The sequence below is a fragment of the Streptomyces sp. NBC_00425 genome, assembly GCF_036030735.1.
GTDB lineage: Bacteria > Actinomycetota > Actinomycetes > Streptomycetales > Streptomycetaceae > Streptomyces.
This window is the reverse complement of sequence record NZ_CP107928.1, coordinates 8,135,630-8,148,590: the sequence shown is the minus strand read 5'-3', so window position 1 is coordinate 8,148,590 and position 12,961 is coordinate 8,135,630. Positions and strand designations below refer to the sequence as shown.

The 12,961-nt window shown below is 70.4% G+C and carries 12 protein-coding genes and 1 pseudogene; 9 read left to right on the top strand and 4 right to left on the bottom strand.

Annotation, left to right across the window (positions count from 1 at the left end):
• The first annotated feature begins 45 nt into the window (after positions 1-45).
• From OHS82_RS35895 to OHS82_RS35865, 7 genes are all read left to right on the top strand, one after another.
• The gene (locus OHS82_RS35895) at positions 46-1,050 is read left to right on the top strand and encodes a fumarylacetoacetate hydrolase family protein (protein WP_266719415.1); all 1,005 of its coding nucleotides are present in this window, start codon (positions 46-48) and stop codon (positions 1,048-1,050) included.
• Complete coding sequence (locus tag OHS82_RS35890; RefSeq protein ID WP_266719418.1) at positions 1,047-2,027, top strand: cyclase family protein; 981 nt, start codon at positions 1,047-1,049, stop codon at positions 2,025-2,027. Before OHS82_RS35895 ends, OHS82_RS35890 begins: the two co-directional genes overlap by 4 nt.
• Before the next feature lie 115 nt (positions 2,028-2,142).
• Positions 2,143-3,282 carry an FAD-dependent oxidoreductase gene (locus OHS82_RS35885; protein WP_266729004.1) on the top strand — a complete coding sequence of 380 codons (1,140 nt, stop codon included), beginning with the start codon at positions 2,143-2,145 and terminating at the stop codon, positions 3,280-3,282.
• A complete protein-coding gene (locus tag OHS82_RS35880; RefSeq protein ID WP_266729006.1) occupies positions 3,279-4,307 on the top strand; it encodes an amidohydrolase family protein in 1,029 nt (342 codons plus the stop codon). Before OHS82_RS35885 ends, OHS82_RS35880 begins: the two co-directional genes overlap by 4 nt.
• A 43-nt stretch (positions 4,308-4,350) precedes the next feature.
• Entirely contained in the window at positions 4,351-5,289 is a 939-nt protein-coding gene (locus OHS82_RS35875; RefSeq protein ID WP_266729008.1) for a VOC family protein, read from the top strand.
• A gap of 92 nt (positions 5,290-5,381) precedes the next feature.
• Positions 5,382-6,347 (top strand): fumarylacetoacetate hydrolase family protein, encoded by a 966-nt coding sequence (locus tag OHS82_RS35870; RefSeq protein WP_328435262.1) that lies wholly within the window; start codon positions 5,382-5,384, stop codon positions 6,345-6,347.
• A 204-nt stretch (positions 6,348-6,551) separates the two neighbouring features.
• A complete protein-coding gene (locus tag OHS82_RS35865) occupies positions 6,552-7,820 on the top strand; it encodes an FAD-dependent oxidoreductase (protein WP_328435261.1) in 1,269 nt (422 codons plus the stop codon).
• An 86-nt stretch (positions 7,821-7,906) separates the two neighbouring features.
• Here OHS82_RS35865 and OHS82_RS35860 read toward each other — a convergent pair whose 3' ends face one another.
• From OHS82_RS35860 to OHS82_RS35850, 3 genes and pseudogenes are all read right to left on the bottom strand, one after another.
• On the bottom strand, positions 7,907-8,530 hold the full coding sequence (locus OHS82_RS35860; protein ID WP_059210242.1) for a TetR family transcriptional regulator: 624 nt from the start codon (positions 8,528-8,530) through the stop codon (positions 7,907-7,909).
• A pseudogene (locus OHS82_RS35855) lies at positions 8,527-8,808 on the bottom strand (hypothetical protein); the annotation flags it as partial. The pseudogene OHS82_RS35855 and the gene OHS82_RS35860, both read right to left, overlap by 4 nt.
• A gap of 208 nt (positions 8,809-9,016) precedes the next feature.
• A complete protein-coding gene (locus OHS82_RS35850; RefSeq protein ID WP_266719502.1) occupies positions 9,017-9,859 on the bottom strand; it encodes an alpha/beta hydrolase in 843 nt (280 codons plus the stop codon).
• A gap of 323 nt (positions 9,860-10,182) precedes the next feature.
• Here OHS82_RS35850 and OHS82_RS35845 point away from each other — a divergent pair, with 323 nt between their 5' ends.
• On the top strand, positions 10,183-10,374 hold the full coding sequence (locus tag OHS82_RS35845; RefSeq protein WP_328435260.1) for a hypothetical protein: 192 nt from the start codon (positions 10,183-10,185) through the stop codon (positions 10,372-10,374).
• A 150-nt stretch (positions 10,375-10,524) separates the two neighbouring features.
• Here the strand turns inward: OHS82_RS35845 and OHS82_RS35840 are convergent, their stop codons facing one another.
• Positions 10,525-11,532: a LacI family DNA-binding transcriptional regulator gene (locus OHS82_RS35840; protein ID WP_266719428.1), complete on the bottom strand. Its 1,008-nt coding sequence runs from the start codon at positions 11,530-11,532 to the stop codon at positions 10,525-10,527.
• A 351-nt stretch (positions 11,533-11,883) separates the two neighbouring features.
• On the opposite strand from OHS82_RS35840, the gene OHS82_RS35835 reads away from it, so the two are divergent.
• Complete coding sequence (locus OHS82_RS35835; protein WP_266719430.1) at positions 11,884-12,918, top strand: LacI family DNA-binding transcriptional regulator; 1,035 nt, start codon at positions 11,884-11,886, stop codon at positions 12,916-12,918.
• Positions 12,919-12,961 lie beyond the last annotated feature (43 nt).

The window sequence follows — 12,961 nt, the reverse complement described above, 5'->3', positions numbered from 1 at the left end:
TCTACCGGGCCAGATTAGTGGCACCGCAATCGGGAGGAAATCTCCGTGACATCCGCAGCCCCGTCGGCACCCTTCACCCCCTTCTCCGGGCCGTTCGCCATTGGCACCCTCTCGGCACCAGGCGGGACCAGGTTCCCGAGCCTCGTGTCGCCAGAGGGCCGAGCGCTCGATCTGCGCACGGCACTGGACGCACCCGCGTTGACCACGCTCACGCTCCTGGAGCGCTGGGACGAGGAGCTGCCGCGGCTGCACACTCTCGCCGGGGACCCGACGCGCGACTGGCGGCCGCTGGCGGAGATGACGGTGCACGCGCCCGTCGAGCCCCGGCAGATCTTCCAGTCCGGCGCCAACTACCGGCAGCACGTGATCGACCTGGCGGTCGCACACCGTGCCCCGGACGCCCCGGGCACCGTCGAGGAGGCTCGCGCCGCGGTCGCGGCGGTCATGGACAAGCGGGCCGCCGAGGACCTCCCGTACGTCTTCATCGGCCTGCCGACCACGATCAGCGGCCCCTACGACGACGTGGTGCTGCCCGCCTGGGCCGAGAAGCCCGACTGGGAGCTGGAACTGGCCGCCGTGATCTCCCGCCCCGCCTACCGGGTCACCGTGGAGGAGGCGCTGGAGTACGTCGCGGGCTACACCATCGCCAACGACCTGACCGACCGAGCGAGTGTCTTCCGCCGGGACATGCCCCCGATCGGCACCGACTGGCTGCGCAGCAAGAACGCCCCCGGTTTCACCCCGCTCGGCCCGTGGATCGTGCCGGCCGGCTCCATCGCCGACCCGTCCGACCTGCAGGTCACCCTGAAACTCAACGGCGAGACCATGCAGGACGAGTCCACCAAGGACATGATCTTCGGTGTCGCACGGTTGGTCTCATACATCTCCCAGACCGCCCGACTGCTCCCCGGCGACCTGGTTCTGACCGGCAGTCCGGCCGGCAACGGCATCCACTGGGGCCGGCTGCTGCGCGACGGCGACGTGATGGACGGGTCGGTCACCGGGCTCGGCGCCCAGCGCACCCGCTGTGTCGCGGAGGAGGCCCGATGAGCGCCGACCGTGTCGACGGCATCGACCGTACGGATCCCGAGGCGGCGATCGCCGAGGCCGCGAAGGCGTACTCGAACTGGGGCCGCTGGGGCGAGGACGACGTGCTCGGCACGCTCAACTTCCTCGACGAGGCCAAGCGCCGCGAGGGCGCGGCCCTGATCCGCGACGGTGTCAGCTTCTCCTTGTCACAGGCCTTCGACATGGACGGCCCGCAGAAGGGCTGGCGGCGGCGTACCAATCCGGTGCACACCATGCTCGCCACCGGCACCGACGCAGCCCTGGGCGGCCAGGGCTTCCCGCACGGTTTCGGTGGCGCCGACGACGTGATCGCCATGCCCCTGCAGTGCTCCACCCAATGGGACGGGCTCGGGCACATCTTCGATCACGGCAAGGCGTGGAACGGCCGCCGGGCGGAGAAGGTCGTCACCTGCGAAGGCGACCTGGTCACCGGCATCGAGCACATGGCTCCGCACGTCGCCGGGCGGGGCGTCCTCCTCGACGTGGGCCTGGTCATCGGCCAGGACGGCGAACTGCCCGACGGCTTCGCCATCACCGAGGACCACCTGACCGCGACAGCCGAGGCGCACGGCGTGACCGTCGGCCGTGGCGACCTGGCCCTCGTGCGCACCGGGCGGCTGGCCCGCGCCCGTCGCGAAGGCTGGGGCGACTATGCGGGCGGACCGGCTCCGGGGCTGAGCTTCAGTACGGCCGGCTGGCTGCACCGGAGCGAGATCGCCGGGATCGCCACCGACACCTGGGGCTTCGAGGTGCGGCCCAACGAGTTCGACCACGCCTTCCAGCCGCTGCACCAGGTGTGCATCCCCCACATCGGTCTGCTCATCGGTGAGATGTGGGACCTCGACGCCCTCGCCGCACACTGCGCGGCCGACGGCCGGTACGCGTTCTGGCTCACCGCCGCGCCCCTGCCCATCACCGGGTCCGTCGGCTCACCGGTGAATCCCATCGCCGTCAAGTAACGCCCTGGACGGCCGGGCGGGCCGCGCCCGGACGGCTACGCCCCCCTCGACCGCCCGGCCGGCAACACCCCCCTCGCCGCTCGAAGTCGCGCGGCACCCATCTCAGGGAGAACCCATGAACGACCCCCGTTCCCGCACCGTCCTGGTCATAGGCGGAGGCGTGTCCGGCAACGCCGTGACCGTGCTGCTGCGGCGGGCGGGCATCGCCGTGGAACTGATCGAGGCCAAGCCCGACTGGAACGTGCTCGGCTCCGGCATCACCCTCCAGGGCAACGCGCTGCGCGTGCTGCGTGAAGTCGGCGTATGGGACGAGGTCCGGGAGAGCGGTTACGCCGTCGACGCCGTCGGCATGGCCGCGCCAGACGGGACCGTGTTCCACCTCCAGCAGGACTTCCGCACCGGTGGGGACGACCTGCCCTCGATCTTCGGCATGCAGCGGCCGCGGCTGCAGGAGATTCTGTGTGAGGCCGTTCGCGAGAGCGGCGCGGCGATACGCCTCGGCGCCACCGCCGAGGAACTGGTCCAGGACGCGTCCGGCGTCACCGCCCGGTTCAGCGACGGCACCGAGGGCCGCTACGACCTCGTCATCGCCGCCGACGGCGTCGGCTCCCGCACGCGCGCGATGATCGGCATCAGCGACAAGCCCGAACCGACCGGCATGGCCATCTGGCGCGTCCCCGTGCCCCGCCCCGAGAGCGTGGAGCGCATGACCCTGGCCTACGGCGGACCGTGCTACATCGCCGGCTACTGCCCCACCAGCAAGAACACCATCTACGCCTACCTCGCCGAGGCCAACCGCGACCGCGCCTCCATCGACCCGGCCTCGTACGCGGACGAGATGCGGCGGCTGGCCGCGCCCTACGGGGGTGCGTGGCCGGAGATCGCAGCGAGCATCACCGACCCCGCCCAGGTCAACTACACCTGGTTCGAGCGGCTGCTCGTCGAGGGCTCCTGGCACCGCGGCCGGGTCGTCCTGATCGGTGACGCGGCCCACGTCTGTCCTCCCACGCTCGCCCAGGGCGCGGCCATGTCCCTTGAGGACGCCTCCGTACTGGCCGAGATGCTGACCGCAGAGCAGGACTGGGGTTCCCTGGACGCCCTCCTGACCGGCTTCTACGAACGCCGGATCGGCCGTGTCCGCATGGTGGTCGAAGCATCCGTGCAACTCGGTCAGTGGCAGCTGGACGGCGTCCGTGACGCCGACGCACCCGGTCTGATGAGCCGCACGATGTCCGCCCTCCAGGAGACCCCGTGAATCCCGTGAGTCCCCAGAGCAGCGCACCCACGATCGACGTCCACGCGCACGTCCTGCTCCCGCCAGTCGAGGACGCTGTCGCCGGACACCCCGGGCTGGCCGCGGCCCGCGATCTCGACGCCCGCCGCAACGGCCCCGAGGCCATCGCCGTCAGCGGGCCGATGTTCCGGGACCGCTTCCCGAGGCTGACCGACGTCAAGGCCCGGCTCGCCGCGATGGACGCCTCCGGAGTCGACGTCCAACTGGTCTCGCCGTCTCCGTCGCACTACCACTACTGGGCCGACGAGGACCTGGCCCGTACGGTGTGCGAACTGGCCAACGAAGGCACCGCCGCGCACGTCGCCCAGGCACCGGAACGGCTGCACGGCCTCGGCCTCGTCCCGCTCCAGCACCCGGGGCTCGCCGTCGAAGCCCTCGATCACGCCCTCGGTCTGGGCCTGCGCGGTGTCGAGATCTCGAGCCACGCGCCGGGACGCGAACTGTCGGACCCCGCGTACGAGCCGTTCTGGACACGGGCCGAGGAAACCGGCGCGATCCTCTTCCTGCACCCCTTCGGCTGCACGCTCGACGAGCGCCTCAACCGCTGGTACCTGTCCAACACCGTCGGCCAACCGACCGAGAACGCGGTTGCCCTGTCCCATCTGATCTTCTCCGGCGTCCTGGACCGGCACCCGGGGCTGCGCATCGTCGCCGCCCACGGAGGCGGCTATCTGCCCACCCACATCGGCCGCTCCGACCACGCCTGGCTCGCCCGCACCGACACCCGCGGCTGCGCGCACCCGCCCAGCAGCTACCTCAGGCAGCTGTACTTCGACTCCCTCGTTCACGACCCGGACGTCCTGCGCGAGCTGATCCGGGTGGCCGGCCCAGACCGGGTCCTGCTCGGCTCCGACTTCCCCTTCGACATGGGCACCGACGACCCGCTCGGCGCGCTGCGCGACGTCACAGACCTGCCCGCCTCCCACTTCCACGCCGTACGCGGCAGCAACGCGGCAGCGCTGCTCCGCCTTGTCCGAACCGTCTGAACCGCGCCTCAACCGCCTGACCGCACAGAGGAGAACCCCCACCATGAGCACACGTCTGCTCACCCACCTGCGCCACGTCGACCTGGCCGTGCCGGACTACGACAAGCAGCTCGACTTCTACGCCGGCGTCTGGGGCCTGACCAAGGTCGCCGAGGACTCCGGCATCTCCTTCCTGGCCGCCGAGGGCTCCCCCGAGCAGTACATCGTCCGGCTGCGCAAGGCCGAGGAGAAGCGCCTCGACCTCATCTCCTACGGCGCCGCGAACCCCGCCGACGTGGACACCCTCGCCGAGCAACTCCTCGCGGGTGGCGTGCAGTTGATCTGCCAACCGGGCAAGGTCGACACCCCCGGCGGCGGCTACGGCTTCCGCTTCTTCGACATCGACGGCCGCACCATCGAGGTCTCGGCCGACGTCGAGGCGCGCCGGCACCGTCGTATCGAGGAGAAGGAGTCCATCCCGGTCCGCCTCTCGCACGTCGTCCTGAACTCCCCCGACATCAACGCCACCCGCGCCTGGTACGAGCAGCACCTCGACTTCCGGCTGTCCGACACGATGGCCTTGCCGCACATGGGCGACGTCATGCACTTCATGCGGATCAGCAACCAGCACCACTCCATGGCCATCGCCAGCGGTCCGCACGCCTCCCTGCAGCACCTCTCCTTCGAGATGCGCGGCATCGACGAGTACATGCGCGGCTCCGGCCGCGTGATGCGCTCCGGCGCCCGCAAAATCTGGGGCCCCGGGCGGCACATGGCGGGCGACAACACCTTCACCTACTTCCTCGACCCGCACGGCAACACCGTCGAGTACACCACCGAACTCGAAAAGCTGGACGAGGACACCTGGCACCCGCACATCTACGACCTGACAAAGCCCGAGAACGCCGACCAGTGGGGCACGTCCAACCCGATGAACGAGATGGTCGCCAAGGAGATGCTCAACGACGTCGACCGCGGCGTCTTCGTCGCTCCGCCGGTCTGACCCCCCTGACTCCGGGGGCCCGGCGCACTCCCCCGTTTGCCATGCCGCCGGGCCCCCGGCCTGAGCCAACCCACCCAGACCCCTAGGAAGCCATGCGTTTCGCCACGTACGAACAGCACGGCCGCAGCCGTCTCGCCACCGTCGAGGACGACGGTGTCCTCCACCCCTGCCCCGGCCGAGCCTCGCTTCTCGATCTGGTCCAGGCCGGTCCCGAGGCGCTGCTCGAGGCGGGCAACACAAGCCTGGACGTGCCGCGCGGGCCGCACGTCTCCGAGGTGCGACTGCTGCCGCCGCTCCAACCGCCGTCCGTACGCGACTTCGTCACCTTCGAGGAACACGTCGAGGGTGTACGGCGAAGCATCGACGGAGTCCCGGGCGCCCCGGACGCCTGGTACGACGCGCCCACCTTCTACTTCACCAACCCCTACGCCGTCATCGGCGCTCACGACGACGTCCCCGTGCCGCCCGGCAGCCAGGTGCTGGACTTCGAGCTCGAAGTCGCCGCCGTCATCGGCCGCGAGGGCCGCGACCTCGCCCCCGAGCAGACCCGCCACCACATCATCGGCTACACCATCTACAACGACTGGTCCGCCCGCGACCTCCAGTCCCGCGAGATGCAGGTCCGCCTCGGCCCCTGCAAGGGCAAGGACACCGCCACCACCCTCGGCCCCTACCTCGTCACCGCGGACGAACTGGAGCCCTACCGCGACAGCGACGGATTCCTGCGGCTGGCGCTGACCGCCGAGATCAACGGCGAGGTCGTCGGCCAGGACCTGCTGTCCAACATGAGCTGGACCTTCGAGGAGATGACCGCCTACGCCTCCCGCGGCACCTGGGTACGCCCCGGCGACGTACTCGGCTCCGGCACCTGCGGCAACGGCGGTTGCCTCGCCGAACTCTGGGGGGTACGCGGCCGCCAGGACCCGCCGCCGCTCAAGCCCGGCGACACCGTCACCCTCACCGTCGAGGGCATCGGCACCGTCTCCAACACCGTGGTACCCGGGGCTGAACCGGTGGCCGTCCCTCGCGCCCGTACGCGCCCGCGAACGCGCCCGTGAACCGCGCGGCGGAGAGCAGGCCGGCCGACAAGGTCGTCGCCAGCGGGGCCGCGCGGGCAGGGCACGGTCGAGGCGCCGACCCGGGCGGGAGCGACCGTGACCGCCCCCGACGTCACCCACCACGACATCACCGCCGCCACCGCCGCGAAACTGCCCACCGCCGCTTGAGGCAGGTCAACGACGACCAAAGCTGAGGAACCCACCATGACGAGACTTCCCGCCAAACGCGGCCGCGTCGCCGTGATCGGTGCCGGACCCGGTGGCATGGCCGCCGCACTGTCCATCCATCAGGCCGGCCACGACGTCGTACTGTTCGAGCGCTACCCGCAGGCCAGACCCGCCGGCAACATCCTCAACCTGTGGCCGCCCCCCATCAAGGCACTCGGGCTGCTCGGAGTGAACACCGAGGACCTGGGTGCGCCCTGCACGTCCGAGTTCCGCAACGCCCGCGGCCGCCGCCGGGTCCGCGCGACCCTTCCGGAACAGGTTGTCCGCGACTACGGCGGCGGCTTCGTCGGCCTGCTGCGCCCCGAGTTGTACGAGCGGCTGCTCGACGCGCTCCCCAAGGGAGTCCTGCGGGTCAACCACACAGTGGAGAGCGTCGAGCAGGACGAGAGCGGTGTTCGACTGCACCTCGCGGACGGACGAGTCCACGAGGCGGACCTCGTGATCGGCGCGGACGGCATCGATTCCCTGGTCCGCCGCACCCTGTGGGGCGACAGCCCCAAGCGCGAGCACAACCTGCACATCTTCGGCGGCTACACCTTCGACGACAGCGTCGAGACCGAGCCCGGGATGTGCGTCCTCTCCCACACCCGCACGGTGCAGGGCAGTTGGACCTCCATCCGCGACAAGGGACGTGACGGCCACCAGTGGTGGGTTCTCGAAGCCTTCGACGCAAGCCGGGAATTCACCGGTGACCTGCATTCGACCGCGACCGGCCTCGGTCAGGCCTTCGCCCACCCGCTCCCTCAGCTGATCGCCGCGACCGACACCGCACACGTTCAGCGCTGGGTGATCCGCGACCGCAAGCCGCTGAAGCAGTGGTCCAAGGGCCGCGCCACCCTTGTCGGCGACGCCGCTCATCCCACCTCCCCGTACGCCGGGTACGGCGCCGGTATGGCCACCGAGGACGGTTATTTCATCGGCCGACACCTGGCAGGGGTGGACCTGAGCGACTACGTCGCCGTCCGCCAGGCACTCGACGCCTTCGAGGCCCCCCGCAAGCCGCACACCGCCCGGCAGTCCCAGCACGCCTACGCCCTCGGGCAGGTCTTCCATCACGCGCCGCGCGCTCTGCAACCGATCCGGGACGTGATCCTGGACCGCACGCCACTGATGCAGAAGGTGGTCGGCGATTCCACCCCCGTATCGATCCTCACTCAGCTCGGTGAGATCGACCGGGCCGAAGCCCGCTTCACCGCGCTCCTCGGCGGCGGCGGCGAGGCACATGACACCGACACCGCTTCCTGAACCACGTGGTCAACGCATCGCCGGGGTCGGCTCGGAGGTGGCCGAGCGCGGCGCAGTGGCTCCAGGAGGCCGGGGACCTGGTGAAACTATTCCGTCAGCGTGTCCATCGCGCGGTCGAGCAGTACGGCCAGGGGCACGGCGCCCTCGCAGGCCACCCAGCCCGTCGCGGCCGCATCCAGACAGGCGAGCGCGGCCCCGGAAAGCGAGTTCGGCCCGACCTCCTCCGGCTGGTCGGCGCTGACGCCGAGCCGCCGGGCGATCTCCGGCTCCAGCATCGCCTGCCAGCTCAGCTGCTTCTCGAAGTGCCGGGCGCGCAGTGACGGAGTCTCCTGGAGCATGCGCAGGTAGGCGAGTGTCTGCTCGGGGGCCTGCTCGTTCGCCTGCGTCAGGACGTCGAACGCCCTGCGCAGCGCCTCCCAGGGACGCTCGGTGTCGGGGCGGGCGGCGAACGCCTCCGCGATCTGCAGGCCAGTCTCCTCCAAGCCCTGCAAGACCATGTCTTCTTTGGTGCCGAAGTACCGGAATAGGCTGGCACGCGACAGCCCGACCTCACCGGCGATCTGGTCGACGGTCGTCCCGTCGAATCCCTGCTCGATGAAGAGCCGGAGCGCGACCTCGACGACTTCCTTCCGGACCGTCGCACGCATACGCTCCCGCAGGCCGGGCGGCTTGGTCGCGGACTGGGCGGAGGCGCGGGCGGAGTCGGTCATGAGTAAAGAATACAACAGCGGCTCAATCTGATACTGAGCATCAGAAGCATGGGATCCCGGCAGCTGCACCGCGGTTTGCGCTGGAGACGTCAGCTTCAGGGTGGCCACGGCCTGTTCGCCGACGGCGCGGATGCGCGCGTGGGCGACATTGACGGCCTGGTGACCGACGGAAAGGTCGCGGTGTCTGCCGCGGAAGGGCACGCGTAGACGTCGATGACGCCGTGGGTGCGGGCCGCGTTGATGTCGCGTACGACACCGGGCAGGGCGGCGGAGGCCCACGGCCTCGCGGATGCAGCGGTAGACCGTGGCGGCCACGCCTGTGCCGAAGGAGGCCGCGAGCCGGTGCAGGTGTCACCGCAGCGCGAGTGTCAGCTGGACAGGTCGATCGCGGACGAGTAGGCAAACACGACGACGCCCTTGGTCAAGCGAGTGTTCTCTGGCGCCGGCTGCGATGAGGTGGGCTGCACCCGGATGAGCAGGTATCGATCAATCGCCGTTGGGCCGCCACAGCCAGCGCAGCGCGTCCGGCAGCAGGACGCCGCCGTGGTTGGGGCTGTGTCCGCCGTCTCCCAGGACCAGTCGGAAGTCGTAGCCCGCTTCGGCGAGAGCGGCTGCCACGCGCAGGTTTTCGGCGAGCCAGTTCCACTGTGGCTCGTTCCACTGCAGGTCGCGGTGGCCGCCTTGCATGAAGATGCGCAGCGGCTTGCGGGGCACGCGGGAGATGAGGTCCGGGTAGGGGTTGCCGTCCGGCATCTGCGCGAAGCTGGACAGGTACCCGATGACGCGGCGGAACTTGTCCGGCCGCAGCCACGCGGCGGTAAAGGCGCAGTTGCCGCCGCTGCTCCCGCCGCAGATGCCCCACCTTTCGGGTGACTGGGCGATGGTATAGCGCTCCTCAACCTGCGGGATGATCTCGGTGAGGAGGAAGGTGACGTACCGGTCGTCGAAGGCGTCGTACTCGTTGTTGCGGTTCTTCGGGTTCTCCGCATCGGTGAAGACGCCGGGATCGACGAACACGCCGATGGTGACGGGGATGTCGCCGCGGTGAACGAGGTTGTCCAGGACGATCGCGCCGCGTACCTCCCCGGCGGGGTCCAGATACCACCATCCGTCCTGGAACACCATCAAGGATGCCGATTCCGCCGGGTCGTACTGTGCAGGCACATGGACCCAGAACTTCCGGACGGTTCCCGGGTAGACCTCGCTGCCCCTCCACTCGAACTCGACCGTCTCACCAGCGGGCACACCCGGCTGTGGTGCGGAATCGGGTCCGTGGAGGTAGCGCACGTCGGACTGGTCGATCGGAAGTGGCCGGTAGGGCATCTCCATGGTCACGGGAGCAACCGTAGAGCGATCACCTCCCTTGGTCGCAAGGGATTTCCGCTCAGACGCTCCACCTCGCAGCGCGTCAGCGACGCGAGGTGAGGTGAGGTCCACTTGCCCCGGAAGACCTGCTCGGCCGCACCCAGTCCGTCCTCGCGGACGGCAGCGCTTACGAAGAGGTCGCCGGCGACGCCGGCACCTGCCCCGAAAGGTTGACCCTTCTCGTACGCACGGTCTGAGGCGCTGGTTCGCTCCTGCAGTGCTCCGCAGGCAAGAAGCACGCGCCCGTGAAGTCGTGACCGACATCCCCGACGAACAGGCCACTCCCGATGCCCTTCGGCGGCGGCATCCACAGCCACCTCGGCGCACCACTGACCCGGTTGGAGTCCCGCCTCGTTCTGGAACAGCTGCTGGGGCGCTTCCCCGAACCGCGGCCCGCGCGCGGCTATCGCTCTGAGCCCGCTCCGGACCGGGTCATGGTCCGCCGCCCCGGCTCGGCTCGACGTCGTGCTCTGGTCTGAGCGGGACTTCTCCGATGACTGCGCCGTGCTCATCGGCTACGGCGCGCCCGGGAGGCCGGACGACCGTCACCGGCCACGAGGGCGTCGGTCAGGTCGCGGAGCAGCTCAGGGCCGGACAGCCGACGCTCACCGCGCGAGAAGCCGGCACGGTCATCGAGGGGGTGTGCTCGCCCGCAGAACGACGTTCGTGGCGACCGGTACGATCCGCGGGGCGTCGTCGTCGGAGAGCGCGAGCTCCATCGCACGGAGCCCGACCTGCTGCAGAGGAACGGTCACGGACGTCAGCTCCGGGACGACGTCCACCGCCGGGCCGATGTCGTCGAAGCCGGCGACGGCGATGTCCCGGCCAGGGACAAGCCCCGCGTCACGGAATGCGGTCATGACACCGATCGCCATGACGTCGCTGACCGCGAAGACGAGTTCCGTACCGTGCAGTCCCCGCCGGACGAGCTCCCGGGCCGCCTCACACCCCCCTCGCCGACTGAGCTCGGCATCGACCACCAGCCGCTCGTCGACGTCGATGCCGAACTCGCGCAGGCCCTCCACGAAACCGCTGCACCGGTCACGGGAGGTCCTGAGGTGGGTCCCCGCCCGGACCACCGCGAACCGGCGGTAGCCGAGCCCGACCAGCGCGCGGGCAAGCTGCCGCGCTCCACCGTAGTTGTCGATGCTGACGGTGTGGAACGGCAGGTCGTGCTGGCTGATCAGGACTACGCTGCCGCCCGCTTCCCGGTAGGCCTGGAGCTCCTCGACGAGTGCGTCGCGGGCATCGGCGCCGTCGACGCGGCTGCCGGTCAGGATGATGACGCGGGGGCGCATGCCGCGCAGCGTCCCGACGATCTGGAGTTCCCGCTCCGGCGAGCGGTCCGCGACCGCCATGGTCACGATGAGTCCGGCGGCCTCGGCCGCCTGCGTCACGCCGGCCGCGATGGAGGAGAAGTACGGGTCGTCGACACCGCTGACGACCAGCGCGGCGATGTTCGTCGAACCCCGCGCGATCGCCTGGGCGGACAGGTGCGGTGCGTAGTCCAGTTCCGCGGCCGCGGTGAGCACACGGTCGACGTTCTCCTGCCGGACGTTGCGGACGCTGCCGTTGAGCACGCGCGACGCCGTCGCCTGTGAGACGCCCGCTGTCCGCGCCACATCATGGAGGGTCACCTGACGCCCCTCGGATACGGCCTCCCCGCGACGCCCCGCAGGCGCTGCCGCTCCATCTTCCATGCCGCACATTGTGCACCGAGCCGCCCAGCGCGCAAGGCGTGTGCGACGCAGCAGCGCACCGGCCTGGGGAGTGACCGTCGGGACGGAATCCAACCGGGCCGACGTGACCACCTACCAGCCAGGCGACCGTATCCCGAGTCGGTCCGGCCGACCATGCCCCCCTCGGTCCGGCCGACCGTATCCCGTGTCGCTCACCGGCACTTTCGTCCACACCTCCGCCGCCTGGCCGGGGACATCCTCGGGTAGCGTCGGCGGCGGCTCGTTTTCGTGGTGCGGGAGGGACGCGCGATGCCCCATTCAGCCAGGCCGACCGTCACCCTGCGTGACGTGGCGGCGGCCGCCGGTGTGTCGGTCTCGACCGCGTCGCGAGTGCTGGGCGGCAGTTCCCGGACGGTCGCGGAGGAGTACCGGCAGCGGGTCGTCTCCGCCGCGGCCGCGTTGCGCTACACCGCGGACGCCGCGGCCCGGGCGATGCGGCGCGCGAACGACTCGATCGCGGTCGTCGGCGACGATCTCACGACTCCGTCGATGGGGATGGTCGCCGCGGCGATGGAACGGCGAGCGCGCGACGCGGGTGCGTTCGTGACCGTCTCGTCGACCCACGGCACCGCCGAGCGCCAGCTCGAAACCGTCCGGTTGCAGCGTGCTCTGCGGCCGCGTGCGCTCATTCTGACTTCGAGCCGCCTCGACACGAAGGCCCTCGGCGGGCGCCTGCTCGACGAGTTGCTGGGCTACGAACGCGAGGGCGGCCGGGTGGTGATCGTCGGTGACACCGACATGCCGTTCGACTCCATCAGCTTCGACAATCACGGCCCTGCGAAGGAGTTGGCCACCTACGTCGCCGGGGCGGGGCACCGGCATGTGACGATCCTCGCCGGCGCGCGCGGGCAGGGAAACGTCTCGGCCCGTACCGCGGGCTTCATCGCGGGTCTCCGCGACGGCGGCGTCGAGGAGCGGCACATCCGGGTCTCGCACTGCACGGTGAGCCGCCAGGGAGGGTTCGACGCGGCGCGCCGGTTGGTCGCCGAGGGGCTGGAGCCGGCCCACGCGGTCCTCGCCGCCAACGACACCATCGCCATCGGCGCGATGTCCGCCTTCCGTACTGCCGGGGTGGCGGTGCCGGACGAGGTCTCGGTGACCGGTTTCGACGACATCGAGCTCGCGACCGATGTGACACCGCGGCTGACGACCGTGTCGTTGCCGCTGGCGCAGGCAGGTGCCGAGGCGGTCCGCCTCGCACTCGCGGACCGTACGGAAGCAGAGCATCTGATGATGCGCGGGCAGGTCGTGGTGCGCGACAGCACCGCGATCCGCGTCGTCTGAACAGCCCCGAGCCGGTCACTCCCGCCGACGCGCACACCGCCTT